Here is a 24129-nt window from a genome sequence, read left to right as displayed (position 1 = left end):
AATGTACGGTAGTAAATTATGAAGGTGAATTCATGGAACTGCTGGACAGTAATGAAAGCAAGAAAAAGATGTGCCAGTATTACAACGAAATTTCGAAGGAACTATTCGGCTTCGGTACCACTCTCCTGAGAGTGACCGTGGATCAGAATATTGTGACCTTCTTTGCCAAGCACCGACGTTCGCCACGCTCTGACGCCCTGGAAGGGGAGGCCCCCGGCTTAAAGCTGGAAGTGGACTTCCGCATGTCTGTCTTATATAAGAAGAAATTCCGGGAGAAGCTCGAGCAGCACATGGGTTTGCCAATTGAAGCTGTACTAAGGGATTACGATGCGTCCACGCAGTGGGCCATTACGAATATCATTCTGGAACAGGCATAACGTGGATCGACTGGTTCGATTCGGGTCATGCTCGCGTTTCGTTTATATCGTCCCTGACAATTTCATATGATGGCGTCTAGTCTTCGGATTGATTCTGAAGCAGAAACCAATGATGTACCGGCAGCGGGTGTCGCTTTCCTTTGTTTACGAAGAAAAGTGTTCTTGTTCTTACAAGAATGCTTTTCTTTTTGTTTTTTTTTTAGTACACATCACACATTTCAGGAGGAATTCAGGATCATGATGAAAAAGTGGATTAGCGGTTTGGCAGCAGTGGCAATGACATCGGTATTACTTGCGGGTTGCGGCAGCAGTACGGATGATGCGACTGGCGGATCAGACAGCGGGGGAACAGCAGCTAACAAATTGGTGATCTCGACTTGGGGCTTCTCCGAAGATTTCTTCAATGAAGAAGTATTTGGTCCATTCGAAAAAGAACATAATGTGGATATCGTGCTTGAAGTCGGCAACAACGCTGAGCGTCTGAACAAAATCCGTCAAGGTACTTCGAATGTGGATGTCATCTACTTGTCCGACTACTATGCACAACAAGGCATTGATGAAGGTCTGTTTGAGAAAATTGACCGTTCCAAAATTCCGAATATTAATGATATTTACGATATTGCCAAAGCACCGCTTGGCGAAGATTATGGCCCGGCTTACACGATTGGACAGCTCGGTATTGCCTACAATCCGGACCTCGTTTCCAAAGAAGTGACTTCATGGAGTGATCTGTGGGACCCGGCATTCGAGAATAACCTGACGATCCCGAATATTACGGCAACAGCAGGCCCAATGGTCGTGGATGCAGCTTCCCGCGTAGCCGGAAACGATACATTTAACGAAGATGCAGCATTTACAAAATTGAAAGAATTGAGCGGCAATGTCGTGAAATTCTACAGCCAAACGTCCGAATTCGTGAACATGTTCTCGCAAGAAGAGATTGCAGGCGGACCGATCATGGAAATGTATTTCAAAGATCTGAAAGCAGCCGTGCCAAATGCGAAGTTTGTTGCACCTAGCGAAGGCGCATATGCTGTCATGAATACAATCAACGTGGTTAAAGACAGCAAAAACAAAGAGCTCGCCGAAGAGTTCATCAACTGGCAGCTGAGCCAGGATGTACAAGCGAAATCCGCCAAAGCCAAAGTCGATTCCCCGGTAAACACCAAGGTTGAACTGACTGCTGAAGAAGCGGAAGGCGTAACGTATGGTGCTGACGTGGTTGAGAAGCTGAACAAGCTGGATATGGAATTCGTGAATCAACAAGCGAAAGCATGGACAGATCGTTGGAACCGTGAAATTGCACAATAAGAAATAATGGGATAGAGCTTGATCAGAACGACAGCCCAAACGACTTATCGGGAAACAACATTTGCAGCAAGCACGATAAATGGTAGGGGAGTGGAGAACGTATGATTAAGGCGTTACAACGCATCATCCTGGATGTGGACACGGGTATTGATGATGCGCTGGCCATTTTGCTGGCCGTCAAGAGCCAGAAGCTGGACATTCTCGGCATTACCACGGTCTGCGGGAACGTATCGCTCCAGCAGGCAACGGATAATACATGCAAGATTCTGGAACTGGCAGATGCGTCTGAAATTCCGGTGATTGCCGGAGCGGCTGGTCCGCTCACCCGCAAATCACATTATGAACATCGGGTACATGGACAGGATGGATTAGGTGGTGCGCTGCCTGATCCGGCAGTGTCCAAGCAAGCGGATGAGGGCTTTGCGCCGGACTTTATTGTGGAGCAAGCCAAGCTGTATCCGGGTGAACTTACGCTGATTAAGACTGCGCCATTAACAAATCTGGCACTTGCTTTGCTGAAGTGTCCAGAACTGCCTTCTTTATTGAAGGAAGTCATCTTCATGGGTGGGGTTGTACGTGGACATGGCAATATCACACCGACGGCAGAGTACAATACGTACGCTGACCCCGAGGCGGCACGCATCGTAATGCATGCCGGCATTGAGAAGCTTACGCAGGTCGGTCTGGATGTCACGCGTCAGACGCTGCTTAATGAAGAAGCGATCAGCCGATTGACCGATCCCGTATTGCGTGCTTATGTAGCTCAGAGCACAGAGATTTATATCAAGCGTTATGAGGAAATGAACGGCATCCGGGCTTGCGCTTTGCATGATCCGCTGGCAGTAGGCGTTGCCCTTGCACCGGAACTGGTAGGACGCAAATCGTATTACGTGGATGTCGAAACGGCCAGCCGCCTGTGCGATGGCCAGATGGTATGTGACTTTCAAAACCGTTTGGGCCAGCAGCCCAACACGCTTGTCTGTGAAACGGTGGACGCGGAAGCGTTCCTTGAACTTTTTATAGGCGCGTTAAATGCGTAGCTATGATCTTTACGGAATTTGGGTTCAGTCTAAAAATCAGTCCTTACGTATTTCGCTGCTAGTGGAGGGGACGAAATCGATTCTGTAGAAGCGAAGCGTTCGCCTTTATCCTTGGATTTTTCCTTCTATAAGAAGGAGATCAAGAAAATCCAAGGATAACAGCGATCGAAAGAACGATTCGTAACCGGAACGGCTGGTGCGATTAACGTAGAGTACTATATTTTTGAAATGTGACTAAATGGAACGTAGGAATACAACCACTTTATAAGTCAGGAGTACCGCGATGAAGAAATCAGTAATCTACTGGCTATTGCTGCCAGGGTTCGTGTTTTTGGCGGCATTTATGATCATTCCGATTGTCCTGACGATCGGATCAACGTTTTTCCAGGAAAACTCCTTCACGTTTGAAGGATACATGCATTTTTTCAGAGACCCTTACTTTTTGAAAATATTGCTTACGACGCTGCAGGTCAGCGTGGTCACCACCCTTGTCTGTGTGGTGCTCGGATTCCCGACAGCTTATTATATTTCGCAGAAAGCGCCGCGCCGCAAAGGAATCCTGCTGGCACTGGCCATTTTCCCATTGCTGACAAGCCCGGTTGTGCGCTCGTTTAGCTGGATGATCATTCTTGGACGCAAAGGTCTGATCAATAATGCACTGGTTGGCCTGGGGATCGTGGACAAGCCGCTGGATATCCTGTACACACCGGCAGCCATGATGATCGGTCTGACTCACCTGTTCCTGCCACTCATGATCATTTCTCTGGTCGGTGTGCTTGAGAACATCGACAATGATCTGCTCAAAGCGGCACAAAGTCTGGGAGCTTCCCGTATTACGGCATTCCGCCGGGTCGTATTCCCACTGGCTGTGCCAGGGCTTGTCATCGGAGCCGTGCTTGTTTTTGTCGGAAGCCTTACGGCGTATACGACACCTGCGCTTCTTGGAGGCAAGCAGCGCGTTATCGCCACGTTCCTGTATCAAAACGCCATGACCCTCAACGACTGGTATCTGGCCTCGGTCGTTGCCGCGATTATGATTGTCATTACGTTTGTCGTGGTCGGTGTCATGAACAAAATGGCCAAAACTTTAAATCCGAAGGGGTAGACACATATGCGGGAGAAACATATCGGGCTGGGCCTGTTCAGTCTGCTGGTCTTTATCTTTCTGCTGGGCCCGCTTCTGATCATTTCGGTCACTTCGTTTGAACCGGGAACGGTACTCAAATTTCCACCGGAGGGCTTCTCCTTCCGCTGGTACGAAAATATTTTTAACACAGGCGGTTTCCTCCGCACGTTCCAGACGTCCATCATCATTTCCCTGCTGGGGAACTTGCTGGCGCTGCTTCTCGGAGTTCCGGCTGCGTATGCACTTAGTCGTTACGATTTCAAAGGCAAATCCGTGCTGAATGCACTGTTCCTGTCTCCGGTGCTCATTCCGGGAATCGTGCTTGGCTTTACATTGATGAAATACCTGATCGTCATCTACCACCTGCCGATGTATCTGGGTCTGTTGATCGGTCATACGATTATCATGCTTCCATTTATCATTCGCGTCATTGCATCCAGTCTGTCGAGCTTTGACTTTGCGGTGGAAGAAGCTGCACTGAGTCTCGGCGCAGGACGGGTAAGAACGTTCTTCCAGATCGTGCTGCCCAACATTCGATCGGGGATTCTTGCGGCCGTGCTGATTGCCTTTTTGGAGTCGTTCAACAACGTGGATATCTCCGTGTTTATGACCGGACCAGGGGTAAGTACACTGCCGATTCAGATGCTGACGTACGTTGAGAACTATTTTGACCCGACAATTGCAGCCATTTCCGTGCTGCTGATGGTACTGACCGGACTTTTAATGTTCGTGATCGAACGGATCATGGGCGGATTTTCATACTTTACTAAACGTTAATTGGAGGCGCAGAACGCTATGGCATTGCTGACATTGGATCGCGTATCGGTGGCTTACGATAACCAGACGATCCTGAAGGATTTTCAATTGGAGCTGGAAAAAGGTAAGCTGCTCTCCCTGCTCGGGCCGAGCGGTTGCGGCAAAACAACTACGCTGCGCCTCATCGCCGGATTCCTGGAAGCAACACAGGGCAAGTTTATGTTCGGCGGCAAGGACTATACGAAGGTTCCGGTAAACAAGCGGAATTTCGGATTTGTATTTCAGAGTTACGCGCTTTTCCCGCATCTGTCTGTCTATGACAACGTGGCCTTCGGCCTGCGGATGCGCAAGGTAAAAGACAAGGATATCTCTGCACGCGTTATGCGTATTCTGGAAGTGGTAAACCTGAACGGTTTTGAGAAACGTTTCCCGCAGGAGCTGTCCGGTGGACAGCGTCAGCGTGTGGCGATAGCCCGCGCACTCGTAATTGAACCGGATCTGCTGCTGTTTGACGAACCGCTCAGTAACCTGGATGCCAACCTGCGACTTAACATGCGGGTGGAGATTCGCCGGATTCAACAGGAGCTTGGTATTACGACGCTGTATGTCTCCCATGACCAGGAAGAGTGCTTCTCCATCTCGGATCAGGTGGCCATCATGAACAAAGGCGTGGTCGAGCAGCTCGACCGCCCGGAGACCATTTTCAAATATCCGGCAACGGAATTTGTAGCCCAATTTATTGGATTCCATAACTTTATTGAGTTTGCTGAACGGAGCGATGCAGGAGACCGGATCTCGCTGAAAGCGGGAGGCCGTTTGTTTACGGCGACAGCTCATCCCGGAACGGCACGTCCCGGGGCTCGCAAAGGTGCGATCCGCCCGGATGATCTGATCGTTAGCGGGGATACGTCAGCTGATCTGGCCAATGCGTTGCCAGGCATCGTGAAGGTAAGCACGTATTTGGGACGCAGCTATCAGTATGTCATCGAGACAGAGCTGGGTGATTTTACGGCAAACCAGGAGATGGAGACACCGTACCTCAGCGGGCAGCGTGTCAGCCTGATTTTCCCGCAGGACAAGCTTGTCCTCGTTGAATAGCAGTAATGTAGTGAATAGCAGCAGGAAGCAGCAACAGAGGCATTTTGCATCGTTTATTTGATGCAAAATGCTCATGGAGAAGGAGATTATGCTCATGCGCGCAGATCAACTGATTGTGAATGTAAATGTGTATAACAGTTATTATAAACGGTTTGAATTGAACAACGTCGCTGTACTTGATGGCAGATTCATGTATGTCGGACCAGGCGGACCTGAGCTGATCCAGGCAGACGAAGTGATCGATGCCCGGGGAAGATACATGATTCCTGGCCTGATCGATATTCACCTGCACATTGAGAGTACAATGGTAACACCGGCGACTTTTTCCCATGGCCTGATCCGCTGTGGAGTAACGTCCATTGTAGCGGAACCGCATGAGATGGCGAATGTGTTTGGGCTGGAAGGTGTGCAGGAGATGATGGCTGCGAGTCGTGAGACTACGGTCAACATGTTCTATGCCATCCCGAGCTCCGTTCCGGCAACGCCGATGGAAACAACGGGCGGGTCCATTGAGATCGAAGATATGGATGTGCTTCTGGCAACCGGAGAGATCATCTGTCTGGGTGAAATCATGAACTACGTAGATGTCATCCGCGACCCGGAATGCAAGACCAACCAGATTCTCCAGCATATTCGCGAAAATTATCCGGATCTCGTGATCGAAGGTCATACACCGAAGTTGCTAGGGCTGGATCTGCACCGACTGATCTATGCGGGTGTGGACTCGGATCATACCCATCAGAGCATTGAAGGACTTCAGGCGCGGATTGCAGCAGGCATGTTCATTGAGATCCAGGAGAAATCAATGACCCCTGAGGTTATGGATTACCTGATTCGGCATGATGTGGCTCAGCATTTCTGCTTCGTGACGGATGACGTTATGCCGGACTCTCTCGTGGAACGAGGTCATCTGGATCATATTGTGCGTAAGGCCATTCGCATGGGCATGCGCCCGGAAGATGCCATTTACGCAGCAACGTCTACGCCTGCATCGCGAATGAAAATGACAGATCGGGGCAGCATCGCCCCAGGTAAAGTGGCCGATTATGTTCTGGTATCCAATCTGGAGACATTGGCGATTGATCAAGTGTACAAAAATGGCCGAAAAGCTTATGACGACTACGAACCGTATAAGCAGGAACGGATGACGGGGCAGTTTCCGTCCCATTTTTATAAAAGTGTACAATTGGATAAGCTGACAGCCGAGGACTTCACGATTTCCTTGAGCGATCCCAAAGTTATGGGTACCGCTGCTCATGCGGATAAAGGTTCATTCAACTGCCGCGTGATGATGGTGAAGGACGGCTCGACCTTTGTGGAAGAGCATATCGCAGAGGTTCAGGCAGCGAGTGGCGAACTTCAGTGGGAAGATAGTGGATATGGACAGATTGCTACCTTTGAACGGTATGGTGTGAACGGCAATCGGGCACATGGTTTGATCGGTGGAGATACGATTAAACGGGGAGCCATCGCCACGACATATTCCCATGATAACCACAATCTTCTGGTCGTTGGCCGCAACCGTGAAGATATGATTCTGGCGGCTAACACGGTTATTTCGAGCCAGGGCGGATTCTGTGTGGTAGAGGATGGCAAAGTGCTGTCTCACCTGGAACTCCCTGTAGGAGGCATTCTGACAGAAGAACCGCTCGCGGTTGTGTCTCATCAAGTGAAGGAGTTGCGTGCAGCCATGCTGTCTCTTGGCTATGTGCACTACAATCCGATCATGTCGATCAGCACCCACTCCCTTGCAGTGAGCCCTGCGCTGAAAATTACGGATCACGGTTTGATTGATGTCAATGCAGGCAAGGTTGTACTGTTGGTTGCAGAATGAAAGGATAGTTCATTCAATTGAAGAACATGAATAGGTAGGTATACTGTAGAAAGAGTGCAGTATATCTACCTTTTTTGCAGTTGGTTTAAGGCGAGATAAACATAGATCTTTCTTTTCCACGTTCAATGTTCATTTTTACTGCTTCTTCATTTTTATGAGCATTACTGCGTGGTACACTGACCTTATTGCACACCCCGTCATCGGGATTACGATTAACAGATAGCTGGAAGAGGGTTTGGCATCGTAAGTATAATAGGCGTAAACTAGTACAAATGCAGCAACCACGAAAAGAATGAGATTTAGGACTAAGCTATAGATATTTTGTTGTTTCTTTTCTTTCGGGTATGTGGAGAATGTCATGCAGTTTGGCTGCCTCCTTGCAAATTCGTTAAAAAGTTATTGTATCATTTATTAAAGTTTATTCCCATAATATTCAAATCGCTTATTAATTTTATAAGTGAAATATAACTCACTTCATTGAAGATAGAGAAGGAGGTCCAATATGTTATCCAAAGACCAAACTCATCAAGCCATATTTTTTGATGTGGATGATACATTGTATGACCACTTGCAGCCCCTTAGAGGAGCATTGCAGGAGGTTCTTGGTCTAGCCAATGATGTTCCTTATGCCGAGGTTTATCACCGGTTCCGCTACTACAGCGACTGGTTGTCCGATCAGGAGGGGCTCTCTGCCGTTCCGGAGGCAGAAGCCGTGGAACGGATGCGCAGACGCAGATTTGAACTGACGATGAAGGAGTTCGGCGTACCTTTAATAGAGGGGCAGGCTGAAGCACTGCAAGCGCAGTATCTGAGCAGACAGTTTCAGATTCAGCCATTTGTAGGTGCTTATGATCTGATAAGGAGTCTTATGGCAGACGGACACGTTGTAGGACTCATCACGAATGGGGAGGGAAGACATCAGAGACGCAAGCTCGAAGCACTGAATGTGTTTGACCTCGTTCCCGAGGAGAGAATCTTCATCTCAGGTACCATCGGGTATGCCAAGCCCGACCGGCAATTGTTCGAACATGTGAGTAGACAGACAGGCACGGATGCTCGCTCCAGTTACTATATCGGGGACTCATGGCGTAATGATGTGGTAGGTGCGGTAAATGCCGGATGGAATGTCATCTGGTTCAACCATCGGGATGCTCTGCCGGAATCGAACCATCAGCCCCATCATGTGGCGCGAGATTATAATGAAATAACTCGCATTCTTACATCCGAGCTTGTTCTACAATAAAGAGTGATATGTGTGTTGATGCAGCCCTGTTACCTTGTAACAGGGATCTTTGGGTTGTGAAAAATGTGAGGATGATCGCTGCACATCGAGTGAATTCGAGGTATAAATGCTGTGTGTATTCTGGTAAGAGGCAAGATCTCACTTCTATCGGAAGATGAAGTGGAGCTTCATGGAATCTTCATCTGGAAGAGTAGGCTAAAGCCTTCACAAAGTAGAAGGGTGGTGTTATAATTAAAACAAGATTTAGATTAAGTCTAAATTAAAGGAAAAGAAATTGAATCAGAATTACATGACCTTAAATCAAATAATATTGGTATACGAGAGGGGAATATATCCATGAGCACAATTCAAACCACAACGAACACTTTTGCAAACCACGCCGCAGCATTGCAAGACGTCCTGAACCGCCAGATTGCAGGCTGGTCCGTATTGTATACGAAGCTGCATCATTTCCACTGGTATGTTCAAGGACCACATTTCTTTACACTGCACGCCAAATTCGAAGAACTGTATAACCTGGCTACTGCGAACATGGATGAAGTCGCAGAACGCTTGCTTGCTATTGGTGGACGTCCGGTAGCTACGATGTCCGAACAGCTTCGTTTATCTCCAATTGATGAGGCACAGGGACAGCTGTCTGCTGAACGTATGGTAGAGTCGGTGGTTGCCGATCTGCGCACCATGGTGGAAGTGATTGAGCAAGGCATCCATGCAGCAGGAGAAGCAGAGGATAACGCTACTGAGGATATGCTGATTGGATTCACAGCGGCATTGGATAAAGAAATCTGGATGTTAAACGCATTTCTGGGCAAATAAGCTAAGATAACCCGCATCCTGACAACGATATGTAGAGTCCGTGAACAAAGTCCCCGTTCGCTTACAAATCCGGTGTGCTTGCCGTATAATAATGGCATTCAAGATGTACAGATTGGTGGAATGAACGATGCGGACAGACCTGGATCAACTGCAGGGAGAAGCTGAACGGTTTATATATACATGTTATGAAGAGCTGGGCCATTCGCGAGAAGACGCGGAGGCCCGGCTTATTGCTGTTCATCAGGAGATTGATGATACGGGCACTTATGTGCATACCACCGAAGAATTGGAGCAGGGCTGCAAAATGGCATGGCGGAACAGCAACCGCTGTATCGGACGATTGTTCTGGGACAAGCTGCGGATTGTGGATGCGCGTCATGCAGACACAGCCGGAACGGCTGCAGAAGCCGTGTTGAATCACATCCGCGTGGCGTCCAATGGCGGCAAGATTATCCCCATGATTACAATTCTTCCGCCGAGTGGGCCAAGCGGAGCTCCTGTACGGATCTGGAATCACCAGCTCATCCGTTATGCCGGATATGAGACGGATCAAGGTATCATTGGAGATCCTGCATCCGTGGAATTGACGAAGGCGGCTATGTCACTTGGCTGGCAAGGGGCAGGGGGAGATCACGATGTATTGCCGCTCATGATTCAGGCACAAGGTCAAGCTCCCGAATGGTATGCTGTACCTCATGAGGACATTGTGGAAGTGGAAATTGAACACCCCGAACGATCTGAAATTGCCGAACTCGGCATGCGTTGGTACGGTGTACCGATGATTGCGGACATGCGGCTTGAGATCGGTGGCATCTCTTATCCGGCTGCGCCGTTTAACGGCTGGTATATGGAGACCGAAATTGGTGCACGTAATCTGGCGGACACATTCCGGTACAATAAACTACCTGCAGTGGCAGCAGCACTTGGACTGAATACATCAAGCGAAACGACGCTATGGAAGGACCGCGCACTCGTTGAATTGAATGTAGCTGTACTGCATTCCTTCAAGAAAGCAGGCGTCAGCATTGTGGATCACCATACAGCGGCAGCGCAATTTGCTTTGTTTGAGCAGAGGGAGGAAGTGGCGGGACGCGAGCTAACTGGGGATTGGGTCTGGCTGATTCCACCCGTTTCTCCGGCAACGACCCATATTTTCCACAGCTCCTATCGCAATGAAATCGTGAGACCGAACTTTTTCCGTCAGGATCCAGCGTATAGACTGGATGGAGAGTCATCTGGAGCTGAACAATATAATGTTGAAAAACAGAATACGGATGTAAATCATCATCAGCCAGAGGCCGGAGATTCATCCTTGAGATGCCCGTTTGCACATTAGATGTGCGAGCGGGTTGTTTTTTGCCTATTTGCACAACATGTCATCTCTTTAATAGGAAGAAATTAAAAGGCTAGACCGCCCACTTGTGTGAGCGGTCTTGTACGTTACCCCTGTTTCGATCTGTACCTGCTTCGCATTACGGCTTGAACAGCGATAGCAGCAGCGATCAGGACCAGATTGAACACAAATACGGCGTAAAGCGAAACGTACTCTACAAGCAGCGCAGCAATCAGAGGAGAAACGATGGAACCAATCTCAGCCGCAGAGACGATTTTGCCAATGACCTCGCTTCGACCTGCATCAGGGATGTGGTCCCCGATATGCGCAAAGAATGAATCCATGTAACAGGCACCGCCCACCCCGCCAATCAGCATGCCAACGTAAACCCATGCATAAGAAGCGGTACTCAGAAAAACAACCACTTCAATGCCGATCATCAACATGCCGAGCATGCAGAGCAGCAGTCGATCACCCATGCGGTCGGATAGATAACCGGCTACTGGTGCGGCAGCCAGTGTGGAGATTCCAGCCACGGTAAAAGCCAGGCTGGTTGCAAACGGGTCCCAGTGCATTATATGGGCAGCATAGAGGGCGAAGTATGTCAGAAATACCGCATAGGCGCTCATCTCGAGAAAATGTACCGTACCGTAACCGATTAACTGGTGTCGCGGGGTTAGACCTGCCGAAGTGCCTGCAATGATGTGAGCGGGAGCACTGGATTTTGGAGCAGCGGATGTTGGAGAAGCAGCAGCGATATCGTCCACAGTAATATCGTTAATGGCGGTATCGTTAGATGCCGAAGGGAGCCGTTTATTCTCATGGGCATGATTAATCGGAATGTCTGATTCTGCCCCGGAGTCCAGATCTGGCATCTGCTCTCGCTCGTCGCTTTTAAACATCTGTTCAGATTCAGGCCTAGTCTTCATTCCCATAGCAGTTCCCATGGCTATCAGGCAGCATAGTGTAACGAGCAAAAAAGGAACCGACAGCGGCCAGTGCAGCGCAAGCCAGCCGCTAATCACCGGACCAAGAACCATACCTCCACCTTCACTGCTGCTGATATATCCATTGTACAGACCACGGTTGTCAATATTGCCCCCATCCCCGATGATGGAGCGCACAATGACCGTAAGTCCGGTAGAAGCGAGTCCCTGCAGCAGCCGCAGCAAACCGAACAGAAGGGCAGCAGAAGAGACTGCGAAGCCACCCATACAGACCGCGAGAATGAGCAGCATGACGATCAGCGCCCGTTGACCTCCGAGTTTGCGGTAGAGTGCCGCAGCCGGAACCCCTCCAATGACTTTTCCAACATAAAAGAGTGCAAAAATAACACCCATCATCCAGCCGGACAGGCCAAATTCCTCAATAAACAAAGGAAACAGAGGAAGGATCATGAAGCCGCCCATCTGACTAAGAAAACAAATGATCATCAACAAAGGCAGGTTACGGCGAATGTCCACGTTCGAAGACTCCTTTCCTACGGACTCAGGTGAGCATAAGAATCCTTCCAATCGCCTATAGGTATGCGTAGATATCGACATATAAACGTAATGTATGCAGGATTTGTGAAAATAAGAAGAAAAGACACACTGCGTTTACATCAAAACCATTGCGGATATAGCTGAATCATATATAATAGATGGGATTTGTATTAACGATGTATTTATTGACAGTGTACAGGGTAAGTTGTACCTCAAGTTTAAGGGGGCGAGATGAAACATGTCAGATCAACAACCAATTATCCGGTTCGACCGGGTGACCCAGCAATACGATCAGGATGAAGCCGTATTGAAGGAAGTCAGCTTCGAGATTGAGCGGGGTAAATTTTATACGCTGCTTGGCCCTTCGGGCTGCGGCAAAACGACGATATTGCGGCTGATCGCCGGCTTTGCGGAGCCGACACAGGGCAGTATTTATTTTAACGGAGCACTGATCAACCGTGTTCCTGCCCACCAGCGCCAGGTCAATACCGTATTTCAGGATTACGCGTTATTTCCGCATTTGAATGTATTCGAGAACGTGGCTTTCGGCTTGCGGATCAAAAAGATGAAAACGGCTGAAATACGCAGCAAAGTATTGGAAGCCCTCAAATTCGTCAACCTGTCCGGGTATGAAAACCGCGAGATTGGCGAAATGTCCGGTGGACAGCGCCAGCGGGTCGCCATCGCACGTGCGATTGTCAATGAACCTGAGATCCTGCTGCTGGACGAGCCATTGTCTGCACTCGATCTGAAGCTCCGAACCGAAATGCAGTATGAGCTGCGTGAGCTGCAGCAGCGTCTGGGCATTACGTTTATTTTCGTCACGCACGATCAGGAGGAAGCGCTGGCGATGTCGGATGAAATTTTCGTCCTGAACGGTGGTGTGATTCAGCAGAGCGGTACGCCGAATGACATCTATGATGAACCGATTAACCGGTTTGTGGCGGACTTTATTGGGGAATCAAACATCGTATCGGGCAAGATGAAACAGGATTTCGTGGTGGAATTCGCTGGCGCACAATATGAATGTGTCGACCAGGGATTGCAGCCGAACGAGCCGGTGGAGATTGTAATTCGGCCGGAGGATCTAGAGATTACGACCGTGGATCAAGGCAAGCTGAAGGTCAATGTCGACTCCCAGCTGTTCCGTGGGGTGCATTACGAGATTTCCAGTTATGACGATGCAGGCAACGAATGGCTGGTACATTCCACGAAGAAAGCAGTTGTGGGCGAACGTATTGGGCTGTATTTTGATCCGGAAGCCATTCACGTCATGCGCTTCAATGAGACCGAGGAAGAATTCGACAAACGACTTGAAGCCTATCAAGAGGCCGTCCATGCAGAGTAAGGCGAGTACACGCAATGCGTATCTGATTCCATATGTATTATGGATGGTGCTGTTCGTTGTCGCTCCGGTACTGCTGGTTGTCTATTATTCGTTCTTTGATGTGGAGGGCAACTTCACGTTTAGCAACTATGCCCGGTTTTTCACGCCCGTATATATGCAGATGACACTGAGTTCATTCTGGTATGCGCTGTTGATTACGGTGTTTGCCCTGTTAGTTTCGTATCCGACAGCATATTTGCTGACCCGGACGAAGCACAAGCAGCTGTGGCTGCTGCTTATCATTTTGCCAAGCTGGATCAATCTGTTGTTAAAAGCGTATGCCTTCATCGGCCTGTTCGGAACATACGGCCTGACCAATTCCTTGCTTGAAGTGATTGGCATTGGATCACAGCAGATCTTGTTCACCGATTTCAGCTTTATCTTCGTATCCGTGTATATCTTCATCCCGTTCATGATTTTGCCGATCTTCAACGCGCTGGAAGAGATGAATCCTTCGTTGATCTATGCGGCTCGGGATCTCGGGGCTTCGCCCTGGCTGACGTTTCGCCGGGTCATTTTTCCGCTGACGCTCACTGGGGTTAAATCGGGATGTCAGGCTGTATTTATCCCCGCGTTGTCCCTGTTCATGATTACCCGCCTTATTGCGGGAAACCGGGTTATTACGCTGGGTACAGCCATTGAACAGCATTTCCTCGTCACCCAGGACTGGGGGATGGGGTCGACGATTGCCGTCTTTTTGATTATTGCGATGGCGATCATTATGTTTCTGACCGGATCAGGGAAGAAGGAGGTGCGTAATGGGAAGAAACGGAAAGCTGTCTAACATCTATCTGGCTGTCGTCTTTGCGATCCTGTACGCACCCATTGCGTACCTGATTTTCTATTCCTTCAACAGCGGCGGTCACATGCGTAATTTCGAAGGATTCACACTGGAATGGTACAGGGAAGTATTTGCCGACACCCGGCTGCTGATCATTGTACTTAATACATTTATTATCGCGCTGCTGTCTTCGGCCATTTCGACGATCCTTGGCGTGGCAGGAGCGCTCGCGATCTATCATGTGCGGCGTAAACGGACCAAGAATACGTTGTTATCTCTCAATAACGTCCTGATCGTAAGCCCGGATGTCATCATTGGTGCATCCTTCCTGATTTTGTTCACCATGATTGGGATCAAACTGGGCTTCACTTCGGTTCTGCTGTCCCATATCGCGTTCAGCGTGCCGATTGTCGTTATCATGGTACTGCCGAAATTGCAGGAAATGAGCCCAACATTGATGGATGCGGCACGGGATCTGGGAGCAGGCTCATGGCAGATCCTGACACGTGTGGTGCTGCCATACGTCAAACCGGGTATTTTTGCCGGCTTCTTCATGGCACTGACGTACTCCCTGGATGATTTCGCGGTTACCTTCTTTGTTACGGGGAATGGGTACTCCACGCTCTCGGTAGAGATCTATTCCCGGGCGAGACAGGGTGTGTCGTTGTCCATTAATGCACTGTCAACGCTGCTCTTCCTGCTGACGGTGCTGCTGGTTATTGGATATTACTTCATTAACCGCCGCGCCTCGCGGACACCTGCCGGAAGGGGGCTGCGTCCATGAAGCAACTGGTACGGACGTTTGCAATTGTATTTGTGGCAGCCTTTGCCCTGATGATTCTGGCTTCCTATCTCAACAAGAGTCAGGGATACTCGGGCGGAAACACGCTGACCATCTACAACTGGGGCGATTACATCGACCCGGATCTGCTGACGGAGTTTGAGGAGGAGACTGGCATTAAGGTCATCTACCAGACGTTTGACTCCAATGAAGCGATGCTCACCAAGATTGAGCAGGGAGGAACAACCTTTGACGTAGCGATTCCTTCCGAATATGCGATTAGCAAAATGAAAGAAGAGAACCTGCTCGTTCCACTCGATCACAGCAAATTAACCAATTTGCACAATATTGATCCTGATTTTCTGAACTTGTCCTTTGACGAAGGCAATCAGTACTCCATTCCGTACTTCTGGGGAACGGTGGGGATTGTCTACAATCCTGAGCTGGTTGACGGATTGACGTTTGAGAGCTGGAATGACCTATGGGACCCGCGTCTGAAAAATCAGATCCTGCTGCTGGATGGTGCCCGTGAAGTCATTGGGATGGGACTGAACAGTCTGCATTATTCCCTGAATGACACCAATGAAGACCATCTGCAGGAGGCGCTGGCGAAACTGTCTACCCTGACGCCGAACGTCAGAGCCATCGTCGGTGATGAGATCAAAATGCTGCTGGCCAACGAGGAAGCGGCAGTTGGACTCGTATGGTCCGGAGATGCTTCGGAGATTATGGATGAGAACGATAAACTGGATTACGTGGTGCCTGAGGAAGGATCGAACCTCTGGTTCGATAACATGGTCATTCCGAAGACGGCAAGCAACATTGAAGGAGCGCATCAGTTTATCAACTTTATGCTGGACCCTGATCATGCCGCACGTAATGCCGAATATGTCGGATACTCCACACCGAACGCCGAGGCGCTTAAACTGCTGCCAGAGGATATTTCCAGTGATGAGCGTTTCTATCCGGATGATTCACTGACAAGTAAGCTGGAAGTGTACGATAATCTGGGTAAAAAAATGCTTTCGCATTATAATGACTTGTTCCTTGAGTTTAAAATGCACAGCAAATAACACTGATGGGCATAACAGATGCAGCAGGAGCTGCATACTTGAATATGTGTATAAATTCAAAACCCCGATGATCCATTTCAGGATTATCGGGGTTTTCTCTTATCCTTACCTTTAGAGCAAAATGTACTTGCATTGGTATATAAGATGAACTTTAGGATCACACGGAACGGAGAGGACAGACAAACTGTAGAAGCGAAGCGTGCGCCTAAAAGCTTTCTGAAAGAAAGCTACTTCGGAAGCATAAGCTATTCCCGGATTTCTCCCTGTCAAGGGGGGAATCAAGGAAATCCGGGAATAACAGCGATCGGAAGTTGTCTGTCCTCGGAGTGGTTTAGTGTAAACGATATTTGGCCTACATGTTTCTTTTGCGACCCACAATTAACCATGCCCCGCCCATAATCAGCACAATTGCCACAAACGGCTGAATGAAGGACATGCTGTTCAGCATCGAACCGATGGACATAACCGTGAAGAACAGCAGCGAGATCACTGTCAGGATGTTAATGGGGATGAGCAGCCACTTGTTTCGTCCACCGAACCAGTACAATTCAAATAAACCTACAGCGACCGCGAGAATAAAGCCAGGCCACATGGTGCTCCAGTTACCAAAGAGCATGGCGATCTGGCTAATCACGCCCGCAGTCAGCAAAATACCACCCGGTACAAGCAAGCCAACCCCTCTGCCAATCATGGAGAAGTACAGCCAGTGGAAGAACAGGCCGAGTGGGATCACGAATAGTGTGGGCCAGAAGTTGGCAAAGATCGTACCCGGACCGAGTGAACCTCCCTGGTTCAGAATCAGGTACACGCCCAGCAAAATGAGCACAGGCGCCAGGATCGTACGTTTAGCCATGATATCTCTCCTTTTCATCGTTTCATTAGCATCGTTCCGAACAGACATGAAGTCTTTTTCTCGTTACACACAGCATACCATGAACTGGAATTATTCATCCTCGGTCTTTGGCGTTAAAACGAACCTAGACTTAAGTCTAGGTAGGTACCCCATAATCCTCTCGTCAGCAGGCTGTAAGCCGCTAATTTTTCCTGAGCAGACGGCCTATTGGAGAGTCAGGCCAGCCCCGCCCGGTATTGCCCTGGCGTCTGTCCGGTCCACTTTTTGAAAGCATTCTGAAATGCACTTTGCTCGGAAAAATGAAGGGCATAGGCAATTTCACCGACAGAATACTGTCCTTCCCGCAAATAATTCAACGCAAGCTCCTTGCGTACCTGAACGGAGATTTCATGGTACGTCGTACCTTCTTCACGCAACCGGCTTTGAAGTGTGCGAATGCTCACGCCCAGATGCTCTGCGGTGTGTTGTAATGTGGGAAAGGAGGCAGGAAGGCTATCGACCAGCCAGCGGCTGACTTTGCCAGAGAACGTATGAGAAGGTTGCAGCAGATCCTTGCTTTTCTCGGCCATCGCTTCAAACACCTGCAGCATCTTGGCATCCGAATAGAGAACGGGCTGACTGAGAATGTCTTTGTGCAGACGCAGCAGATTTTGGTTATCCCCGAATTGGGGAGCTACTCCGAACATGTCAACGTATGGCTTGAGGTTTCCTGTATTATCCGGAGCTTCATGGCTAAAACGAACCTCTTTTAACTGCAACGGACGATTCGCCAGTTTGCGGATCAGATACAGGACGGATACGGTCATGTCTTCGACACAATGACGGGACATCTGCTGCGGCGACTGCAAAAACAGGCGGAGGACCACATCCTGCCCCTGGATCTCCCAATCCAGATTGAATCCACTGTACAGAATGATGTTATACCGCTGATATGCGGCGAGGGCATCACCAATCGTTTGGGAATGCATCATCACGTAACCGGGAAGGCCCAGATCCGCGAAGTCGAGCAGCAGACCCTGATTAAGGCCAAAATACAAATCATTTGAATATGCAGAAGCTTGCTGCAGTATTCGTTCCAGTTCTTCGACCGGAATTCGAGCCTCGGCATGCTGCAGGATGGCCGAATCGAAATCGGCATATTTGAAAAATTCTTCAGCATCAAACCCTTTGTGAACAAGAGTTTTCATGATGGGATACAGCAAGGAAATAGATACTCCGATTTTGTGGTTGTTCATGTACCTCCATTTGCGCGAATTAGCAACATTTTCGGCGCCCTCGATCATTTGTTTAGATGTAAAGTCACCTTATGATAGGGATACGCCTGCTTCTTCGGCTTTCATTTATTATACAGGAGGAACTGAAGTATGAAATCCAATATTTTGGTGATTAACGGCCATCCTGATCCCGAGAGTTATTGTAGAGCATTATCCGATGCTTATATCCAAGGCGCACGGAAATCCGGAAGTGACGTGAATTTGCTTGATTTGAGCCAAATGGAGTTTAATCCGAACCTTAAATACGGTTATCGTAAGCGGACGGAACTTGAGGAGGATCTGGTAAAAGCCCAGGAATTGATCCGTCAAGCCGATCATTTGGTGTTTGTTTATCCTTTGTGGTGGGGGACGATGCCAGCTGTTCTGAAAGGGTTTTTCGACCGTGTATTCCTGCCGGGGTTTGCCATGAGATACCGGAAAGGCTCGCCCCTGTGGGACAAATTATTAAAAGGGAAGTCCGCACAGCTCATCGTAACGATGGATACACCCCGCTGGTATTATCGTTTGATGTACAGGCAAGCCGGGCACCGAGTCATGAGTTCAAATATTTTGAAATTTTCCGGTGTATCTCCGGTCCGCGTTACGGAGATCAGTCCCATCAAGGGATCTACCGAAGCATTCCGGCTGAAATGGCTGGGGAAAATCGAGGAAATGGGGAGCAAACAGGGAAAGAGATGATGGTGTACCCATCCCAGCGATAGGCACTAACTCTAAATTAAAGTTCTGAATCCAAAGTTAATGCTTGAAGATAGTGTTAAACATGCACCAAGCCCACTCCTCCCGGAGTGGGCTTGGTTGGTGTTGATATGTGAAAGTACGTTATTTTACGACATCCGAATGTTTCTTGCCCCAGCTTTTTACACCATCATCTTCGATAATGGAAATAGCTGCATCGGCGATGTCCGGATTGGTCATCAATTTCTCCTGAATACGGAACTTGATATCGTCGGCATCGGCCAGAGACAGGCCTTTGGTCAATTCAATCAGTCCTTCAACATGGTAATAACGACCTTCCTGGATAATGCGCATCATCTGGATATCGGCCACATGGGAGTCAGCCAGGATGGTCTGGGACACTTTGTCCTCGATATCCTGTGGTGCAGCAACACCGATGAGTCCAATCATATTGTCATATCCGACCCGGAAGGCTACGGCTATCATCAGACAGCCGATCACAGTGGTCACAATGCCATCCAGTAATGCGAAGTTGGTCAACGCAATGACAACGACAGAGATCAAGGCGAGCGTTGCCCCGAGTACAGCTACCACATCTTCGTAGAACACCAGACGAGTCGGCGGTGCAGCACGACCCACGTTTTTGATTGCTGCAGGAACAAGGGAGAAACCAGATGCCTTGGGCGCACGCGCTTCCACCAGGATCTCCTTCATCGCTTTGATCAGAATGGCGCCATCAATCACAATATTCAAGATGAGCACGCCAATGTTGATCCAGAGGCCGCCTGAATGACCGACAGGATGCTGCAGCAGGTGAATTCCTTCATGGATGGTTTCGTAGGCCATAATCGTAACCACGATGACGGCAATCATACAGAAGATGTTGATGACCCGTCCAAATCCGGTCGGGAAGCGGCGTGTCGGTTTTTTCTCGGATAACACACTTCCGACAAAGACGAATCCCTGATTGATGGCATCGGCGAGCGAGTGCATGGCTGAGGCAAACATGGCCCCACTGCCACTGAATAGAAAGGCTCCTCCTTTGCACAATGCAAGTACGGCATTACCCGCCATAGCTACGGCCGAGGATGTGTTTCCCTTTTTGACTAGAGACATAAAGCTCTCAGACTTTGCTTGATCAGCCACGTTGATTGTTCCTCCCAGAAGATTTGATAGGTGTAAAATTCAAGATTCTTAGTTACATCTTGTGCATTACCACTAAATGTTATTATAACCCGCTTTACATATCCCAGCATTATGCAAAAAAGGCCATATTATAATATGGACAAAATTCATGATATTGAATAGGGGTGGCTCATAGATAATGGATTAAAACACAAAAGGCAAGCAAAAAGGCACTCTTAGAGAGTGCCAATGGATGTGTTCAGTGCGTTCAGTGATGAATATTGCTGCTTAAACTTAATCAAACTTCCAGCAGGACAAGCTTAGATTGCCGTATTGATAGGCTTTGAACAGCAGGGATGCCTTCTTGGTCCGATCACCAGCTCCCATGGCCAGCAGCAGGGGGACAAAATGTTCTGGTGTGGGTACTGCGGCACGAGCGGATGGTGCCATCTTGTCATAAGCGAAGAGGGCTTCCGTATCCCATTGGACAAGCTTGTCCTCCAGCCATTGGTCGAACTCCAAGGCCCAGGGATCCACGCCGTTACTTTCCCAGTTCAACTGACGCAAATTGTGTACTGTACCGCCGCTGCCAATCACAAGGATATCCTGTTCGCGAAGTGCAGCAAGTGCTTGACCGACTTGGTACTGCTGTTCATTCGTCAGATACCGATTAACGGACAGTGCAATGACCGGAATATGCGCATCCGGGTAGAGCAGGCGAAGAACAACCCAGGCACCGTGATCCAGCCCGCGAACAGAATCTGCCTCAGCGGGAATACCCGCTTCCTTAAACAGACGAAGAACATCTGCGGTGGTTTCAGCATGCCCTTGAGCCGGATATTTGATCTGATACAGTTCTGGCTGGAAGCCGCCAAAATCATAGATTGTCTCATATTGGGCTGTGGAAGATACGAGTTGAGTCGTGGACTCCCAATGTGCAGAGAATAAGACGATGGCCCGCGGTTTGGGCAGCTCCTGTCCGAGTTTTTGCAGGAATTCGGTATAAACATTCTCTTCCAGTGCAAGTGAAGGCGCACCATGTGCGATAAAAAGCGATGGCATCATTATGCATTCAGTCCTTTCAAATGGCCGGCAGCGAGTTCAGCATCGCTGCGAAGCCAGAATTGGAATTGATCGTAGAGCTGGGCTGTGACGTGATGTCCGCCAGGATAAGGAACGTAAGTTACATTGCTAATGTGTTCACGGAAATAATCGGCATTGCCTTCACCCAGTTGCAGCGGGAAAATGTGATCCTGGTCTCCATGGGAGATGAATACGGATAACGCTGTTCCGGGCTCTATTGGATATTCGTCTTTTACAAATTGCGGAATATATCCGCTCATGGCTACGATTCCTTTGATGGAATCGCCCATGACCAGGGAGAGCGTCATTGCCATAATGGCACCTTGGCTGAAACCGATGATGTAACGTCGAGCCGGGTCAATGGCATATTCAGCGGACAGGTCCTTAATCAGCTGCTGCAAACCCTGTACGGAGTTGTCAAACAGCTCACGAACAGGGTTGCCAATGCTTTTAATTTGAAAATAGGCATAACCGTTACCCTGAACAATAGGTCCACGAACAGCCACGATAATAAAATCGGATTGCAGGGGCTCCATTAAACGAAGCATGTCCTGTTCATCCGAACCCATGCCATGGAGGGCGAAGATAACGGGATATTGCTGATCCGTATTGTAATCCGAAGGCACTCGAACTTCATAAGTAAATGATTTATTCATTGAAATCACCGCCTGAAATAAGTTTATATGATGTTAGTTCACTTATATGAAATAAATATTCCTATTTATGAACAAAATTTATCATGGATCCATTGTAGGGTCAATATTTTTTTTGTATTATGAAAATATGTTGCGTATAAGCAGTCTCGAAATGTAAGATAGCTTGCTGATGGAAATGAACCTATTATTCCCGAGGATGTGATCAGGATGTTGCAAGGGATCGTGCCTATTTTGAGAATATTTGATGAGGGCAAGGCCAAGGAGTTTTATGTCGACTATCTGGGGTTTGTCGTGGATTGGGAACATCGATTTGAAGAGGGGATGCCCTTATATATACAGATATCGCTTGATTCCATTGTTCTTCACCTGTCTGAGCATCACGGCGATTGTACTCCGGGAGCTGCGCTGCGAATAGAGACAGATGATCTGAGTGTACTGCGCGTCAGACTTAATCAGAAAGAATATAAACATTCCAGGCCGGGTATTGAGGATACGCCTTGGGGATTAAGGGAGATGACCGTGACGGATCCGTTTGGCAACCGGATTATTTATTATGAGTCTCTCAACAAGAGACAGACTGAGGATTTAGCTGGAGAAGGGTAGGGAAAGAGATGGATATCGGTTTGGCTATTCGTACGATCCGGAAGCAGAAACAGATTACGATCATGCAAATGTGCGAGGGAACGGGATTATCGAAAGGCTTTATAAGCAATGTGGAAAATAATAAAACATCCCCTTCCATCGCTACACTTGAAAGTATAGCGGATTATCTGGAGGTTCCCCTGCCTTACCTGCTGCTTACACCAGAGCAGCGTATGAATGTGGTACGCAAGGATGAGCGTGAGGAAACGACTGCGGGGGGCGGGTCGATCAAGGTACAGCATCTGACGGCAAAAGGGGCAATGCGCATGTCCATTGTAGAGCTGCCGCCGGGTGTCTCCACAGGAGTCAGCAAGCATGCAGGTGAAGAGAGTCACCTTGTCCTCCAGGGTAGGATTCGCGCAGAGCAGTCCGAGGATGTAGAGGTGCTGGAGGTTGGAGATTCGTTTAGCTGGAATGCCATTGTTCCCCATAAGGTAACGAATATAGGAGATGAGACAGCGGTTGTGTTAATTGCGGTGTCCAAAGAGCTGGATCTGGACCGCTTGTGGAACAATTAAGCAGATGGCAGGTTGGTGCTGGTAAGTATGCAAAAAGACCGCCGAGAGTTTCTCGAGCGGTCTAATGAATCCTAGTTCATGGTTTACTGCGGATTGGTTGTCCAGATTCCAGCAGCCTTGACAAACACACGATCGGAGAGCTTGAGCGTTGCCAGAGCAAGCTCGGCTACATCCTCCGCTTGCATCATGCGATCTTCGTCTCCGATTTTCAATCCAGCATTGGTAGCGAGCTCTGTATTGACCGTACTTGGGGTTAATGCCGTTACACGAATGTTGGATTTGCGTACTTCCTGCATCAGGGACTCGGTCATCCCAAGCAGGGCGAATTTGGATGCGCAGTATGCCGAACCTGTGGCGAATCCACGCTCGCCTGCTGTAGACGCGATGTTGATGATACTGCCGCTGCTTTCCTTAATCATACTTGGCAGCACGGCACGTGTTACATAGTATGTACCCATAACGTTAACGTGCAGGATGCGCTCCCACTCTTCCGGCTCCATGTCGATTAAGGTGCCGAAGCTGGCAATACCTGCATTATTGATGAGGATGTCGACCGCACCAAGTTCCATCTCAATGGCAGCAACCGCTGCTTCAGCCTGTGTACGATCAGAGATGTCAGCCACAGCACTTGTGACTTTAATGCCATATTCCTGGCTCAACGATTGCTGAAGGGCCTCCAGGTCGGAGGCGGTACGTGCGATCAAGCCGAGATGTACACCTTCCTTGGCAAGTGCTCCTGCAATGGCGCGGCCAATACCTTTACCGGCGCCTGTAATGACAGCCGTTTTATTTTTAAGTTCCATGTGGGTAATTCCTCCTTATAAGTTGGACTGGCAGTTGATTATACTATATTACCCACAGTT

24 protein-coding genes are annotated in these 24129 nt (G+C 48.8%); 17 read left to right on the top strand and 7 right to left on the bottom strand.

Annotated elements, in window-relative coordinates; translation table 11 throughout:
• The first annotated feature begins 32 nt into the window (after window positions 1-32).
• From ABGV42_RS28640 to ABGV42_RS28595, 10 genes are all read left to right on the top strand, one after another.
• Window positions 33-377: a Na-translocating system protein MpsC family protein gene (locus ABGV42_RS28640; protein WP_095290982.1), complete on the top strand. Its 345-nt coding sequence runs from the start codon at window positions 33-35 to the stop codon at window positions 375-377.
• A 240-nt stretch (window positions 378-617) separates the two neighbouring features.
• Window positions 618-1688 (top strand): ABC transporter substrate-binding protein, encoded by a 1071-nt coding sequence (locus ABGV42_RS28635; protein WP_347385234.1) that lies wholly within the window; start codon window positions 618-620, stop codon window positions 1686-1688.
• A gap of 101 nt (window positions 1689-1789) precedes the next feature.
• Window positions 1790-2728: a nucleoside hydrolase gene (locus ABGV42_RS28630; protein ID WP_347384756.1), complete on the top strand. Its 939-nt coding sequence runs from the start codon at window positions 1790-1792 to the stop codon at window positions 2726-2728.
• Window positions 2729-3011: 283 nt separating this feature from the next.
• A complete protein-coding gene (locus ABGV42_RS28625) occupies window positions 3012-3833 on the top strand; it encodes an ABC transporter permease (RefSeq protein ID WP_095290986.1) in 822 nt (273 codons plus the stop codon).
• A 6-nt stretch (window positions 3834-3839) separates the two neighbouring features.
• Window positions 3840-4631: an ABC transporter permease gene (locus ABGV42_RS28620; RefSeq protein ID WP_095360095.1), complete on the top strand. Its 792-nt coding sequence runs from the start codon at window positions 3840-3842 to the stop codon at window positions 4629-4631.
• 18 nt (window positions 4632-4649) lie between these two features.
• Window positions 4650-5708: an ABC transporter ATP-binding protein gene (locus ABGV42_RS28615; protein WP_347384755.1), complete on the top strand. Its 1059-nt coding sequence runs from the start codon at window positions 4650-4652 to the stop codon at window positions 5706-5708.
• Between the two features lie 94 nt (window positions 5709-5802).
• Window positions 5803-7542, top strand: a complete 1740-nt coding sequence (locus ABGV42_RS28610) for an adenine deaminase (RefSeq protein WP_347384754.1) — start codon at window positions 5803-5805, stop codon at window positions 7540-7542.
• Between the two features lie 502 nt (window positions 7543-8044).
• The gene (locus tag ABGV42_RS28605) at window positions 8045-8785 is read left to right on the top strand and encodes an HAD family hydrolase (RefSeq protein ID WP_347384753.1); all 741 of its coding nucleotides are present in this window, start codon (window positions 8045-8047) and stop codon (window positions 8783-8785) included.
• A 336-nt stretch (window positions 8786-9121) separates the two neighbouring features.
• Window positions 9122-9601, top strand: a complete 480-nt coding sequence (locus tag ABGV42_RS28600) for a Dps family protein (RefSeq protein ID WP_347384752.1) — start codon at window positions 9122-9124, stop codon at window positions 9599-9601.
• A 127-nt stretch (window positions 9602-9728) separates the two neighbouring features.
• Complete coding sequence (locus ABGV42_RS28595) at window positions 9729-10937, top strand: nitric oxide synthase oxygenase (RefSeq protein ID WP_347384751.1); 1209 nt, start codon at window positions 9729-9731, stop codon at window positions 10935-10937.
• 104 nt (window positions 10938-11041) lie between these two features.
• Here ABGV42_RS28595 and ABGV42_RS28590 read toward each other — a convergent pair whose 3' ends face one another.
• A complete protein-coding gene (locus tag ABGV42_RS28590) occupies window positions 11042-12397 on the bottom strand; it encodes an MFS transporter (protein ID WP_347384750.1) in 1356 nt (451 codons plus the stop codon).
• A 259-nt stretch (window positions 12398-12656) separates the two neighbouring features.
• Between ABGV42_RS28590 and ABGV42_RS28585 the strand changes: the two genes are divergently transcribed.
• Genes ABGV42_RS28585 through ABGV42_RS28570 form a run of 4 tightly spaced genes read left to right on the top strand, consistent with a single transcriptional unit; the run spans window position 12657 to window position 16440 of the window.
• Window positions 12657-13766, top strand: coding sequence for an ABC transporter ATP-binding protein (locus ABGV42_RS28585; RefSeq protein ID WP_347384749.1), 1110 nt, complete (start codon window positions 12657-12659; stop codon window positions 13764-13766).
• Window positions 13756-14589 carry an ABC transporter permease gene (locus tag ABGV42_RS28580; protein WP_347384748.1) on the top strand — a complete coding sequence of 278 codons (834 nt, stop codon included), beginning with the start codon at window positions 13756-13758 and terminating at the stop codon, window positions 14587-14589. The genes ABGV42_RS28585 and ABGV42_RS28580 overlap by 11 nt, the downstream gene beginning before the upstream one ends.
• Entirely contained in the window at window positions 14564-15370 is an 807-nt protein-coding gene (locus ABGV42_RS28575) for an ABC transporter permease (RefSeq protein ID WP_347384747.1), read from the top strand. The genes ABGV42_RS28580 and ABGV42_RS28575 overlap by 26 nt, the downstream gene beginning before the upstream one ends.
• Window positions 15367-16440, top strand: coding sequence for an ABC transporter substrate-binding protein (locus ABGV42_RS28570; RefSeq protein WP_347384746.1), 1074 nt, complete (start codon window positions 15367-15369; stop codon window positions 16438-16440). The genes ABGV42_RS28575 and ABGV42_RS28570 overlap by 4 nt, the downstream gene beginning before the upstream one ends.
• 352 nt (window positions 16441-16792) lie before the next feature.
• Here the strand turns inward: ABGV42_RS28570 and ABGV42_RS28565 are convergent, their stop codons facing one another.
• Both ABGV42_RS28565 and ABGV42_RS28560 read right to left on the bottom strand, forming a co-directional pair.
• Window positions 16793-17293, bottom strand: coding sequence for a hypothetical protein (locus tag ABGV42_RS28565; protein ID WP_347384745.1), 501 nt, complete (start codon window positions 17291-17293; stop codon window positions 16793-16795).
• Window positions 17294-17508: 215 nt separating this feature from the next.
• Window positions 17509-18528, bottom strand: coding sequence for an AraC family transcriptional regulator (locus tag ABGV42_RS28560; protein WP_347384744.1), 1020 nt, complete (start codon window positions 18526-18528; stop codon window positions 17509-17511).
• Between the two features lie 129 nt (window positions 18529-18657).
• Here ABGV42_RS28560 and ABGV42_RS28555 point away from each other — a divergent pair, with 129 nt between their 5' ends.
• On the top strand, window positions 18658-19245 hold the full coding sequence (locus ABGV42_RS28555; protein WP_347384743.1) for an NAD(P)H-dependent oxidoreductase: 588 nt from the start codon (window positions 18658-18660) through the stop codon (window positions 19243-19245).
• A gap of 141 nt (window positions 19246-19386) precedes the next feature.
• Here ABGV42_RS28555 and ABGV42_RS28550 read toward each other — a convergent pair whose 3' ends face one another.
• The 3 genes from ABGV42_RS28550 to ABGV42_RS28540 all read right to left on the bottom strand — a co-directional run bounded on the left by ABGV42_RS28550 (window position 19387) and on the right by ABGV42_RS28540 (window position 22106).
• Window positions 19387-20388: a cation diffusion facilitator family transporter gene (locus tag ABGV42_RS28550; protein WP_347384742.1), complete on the bottom strand. Its 1002-nt coding sequence runs from the start codon at window positions 20386-20388 to the stop codon at window positions 19387-19389.
• 273 nt (window positions 20389-20661) lie between these two features.
• On the bottom strand, window positions 20662-21432 hold the full coding sequence (locus ABGV42_RS28545; RefSeq protein WP_347384741.1) for a DODA-type extradiol aromatic ring-opening family dioxygenase: 771 nt from the start codon (window positions 21430-21432) through the stop codon (window positions 20662-20664).
• A complete protein-coding gene (locus ABGV42_RS28540; protein WP_347384740.1) occupies window positions 21432-22106 on the bottom strand; it encodes an alpha/beta hydrolase in 675 nt (224 codons plus the stop codon). Before ABGV42_RS28540 ends, ABGV42_RS28545 begins: the two co-directional genes overlap by 1 nt.
• Before the next feature lie 207 nt (window positions 22107-22313).
• On the opposite strand from ABGV42_RS28540, the gene ABGV42_RS28535 reads away from it, so the two are divergent.
• Both ABGV42_RS28535 and ABGV42_RS28530 read left to right on the top strand, forming a co-directional pair.
• A complete protein-coding gene (locus tag ABGV42_RS28535; RefSeq protein ID WP_347384739.1) occupies window positions 22314-22709 on the top strand; it encodes a glyoxalase superfamily protein in 396 nt (131 codons plus the stop codon).
• A gap of 8 nt (window positions 22710-22717) precedes the next feature.
• Entirely contained in the window at window positions 22718-23266 is a 549-nt protein-coding gene (locus tag ABGV42_RS28530; RefSeq protein WP_347384738.1) for a helix-turn-helix domain-containing protein, read from the top strand.
• Between the two features lie 83 nt (window positions 23267-23349).
• Here the strand turns inward: ABGV42_RS28530 and ABGV42_RS28525 are convergent, their stop codons facing one another.
• Entirely contained in the window at window positions 23350-24069 is a 720-nt protein-coding gene (locus tag ABGV42_RS28525; RefSeq protein ID WP_347384737.1) for a 3-ketoacyl-ACP reductase, read from the bottom strand.
• Window positions 24070-24129 lie beyond the last annotated feature (60 nt).

Origin of the sequence: Paenibacillus pabuli (genome assembly GCF_039831995.1) — a bacterium.
GTDB lineage: Bacteria > Bacillota > Bacilli > Paenibacillales > Paenibacillaceae > Paenibacillus > Paenibacillus pabuli_C.
This window is presented reverse-complemented; position numbering and strand designations above follow the sequence as displayed.

Coding starts and splice junctions, on each gene's coding strand:
- ABGV42_RS28640 (WP_095290982.1), top strand. CDS start 33: ATGGAACTGCTGGACAGTAATGAAAGCAAGAAAAAGATGTGCCAGTAT.
- ABGV42_RS28635 (WP_347385234.1), top strand. CDS start 618: ATGAAAAAGTGGATTAGCGGTTTGGCAGCAGTGGCAATGACATCGGTA.
- ABGV42_RS28630 (WP_347384756.1), top strand. CDS start 1,790: ATGATTAAGGCGTTACAACGCATCATCCTGGATGTGGACACGGGTATT.
- ABGV42_RS28625 (WP_095290986.1), top strand. CDS start 3,012: ATGAAGAAATCAGTAATCTACTGGCTATTGCTGCCAGGGTTCGTGTTT.
- ABGV42_RS28620 (WP_095360095.1), top strand. CDS start 3,840: ATGCGGGAGAAACATATCGGGCTGGGCCTGTTCAGTCTGCTGGTCTTT.
- ABGV42_RS28615 (WP_347384755.1), top strand. CDS start 4,650: ATGGCATTGCTGACATTGGATCGCGTATCGGTGGCTTACGATAACCAG.
- ABGV42_RS28610 (WP_347384754.1), top strand. CDS start 5,803: ATGCGCGCAGATCAACTGATTGTGAATGTAAATGTGTATAACAGTTAT.
- ABGV42_RS28605 (WP_347384753.1), top strand. CDS start 8,045: ATGTTATCCAAAGACCAAACTCATCAAGCCATATTTTTTGATGTGGAT.
- ABGV42_RS28600 (WP_347384752.1), top strand. CDS start 9,122: ATGAGCACAATTCAAACCACAACGAACACTTTTGCAAACCACGCCGCA.
- ABGV42_RS28595 (WP_347384751.1), top strand. CDS start 9,729: ATGCGGACAGACCTGGATCAACTGCAGGGAGAAGCTGAACGGTTTATA.
- ABGV42_RS28585 (WP_347384749.1), top strand. CDS start 12,657: ATGTCAGATCAACAACCAATTATCCGGTTCGACCGGGTGACCCAGCAA.
- ABGV42_RS28580 (WP_347384748.1), top strand. CDS start 13,756: ATGCAGAGTAAGGCGAGTACACGCAATGCGTATCTGATTCCATATGTA.
- ABGV42_RS28575 (WP_347384747.1), top strand. CDS start 14,564: ATGGGAAGAAACGGAAAGCTGTCTAACATCTATCTGGCTGTCGTCTTT.
- ABGV42_RS28570 (WP_347384746.1), top strand. CDS start 15,367: ATGAAGCAACTGGTACGGACGTTTGCAATTGTATTTGTGGCAGCCTTT.
- ABGV42_RS28565 (WP_347384745.1), bottom strand. CDS start 17,293: ATGGCTAAACGTACGATCCTGGCGCCTGTGCTCATTTTGCTGGGCGTG.
- ABGV42_RS28560 (WP_347384744.1), bottom strand. CDS start 18,528: ATGAACAACCACAAAATCGGAGTATCTATTTCCTTGCTGTATCCCATC.
- ABGV42_RS28555 (WP_347384743.1), top strand. CDS start 18,658: ATGAAATCCAATATTTTGGTGATTAACGGCCATCCTGATCCCGAGAGT.
- ABGV42_RS28545 (WP_347384741.1), bottom strand. CDS start 21,432: ATGATGCCATCGCTTTTTATCGCACATGGTGCGCCTTCACTTGCACTG.
- ABGV42_RS28540 (WP_347384740.1), bottom strand. CDS start 22,106: ATGAATAAATCATTTACTTATGAAGTTCGAGTGCCTTCGGATTACAAT.
- ABGV42_RS28535 (WP_347384739.1), top strand. CDS start 22,314: ATGTTGCAAGGGATCGTGCCTATTTTGAGAATATTTGATGAGGGCAAG.
- ABGV42_RS28530 (WP_347384738.1), top strand. CDS start 22,718: ATGGATATCGGTTTGGCTATTCGTACGATCCGGAAGCAGAAACAGATT.
- ABGV42_RS28525 (WP_347384737.1), bottom strand. CDS start 24,069: ATGGAACTTAAAAATAAAACGGCTGTCATTACAGGCGCCGGTAAAGGT.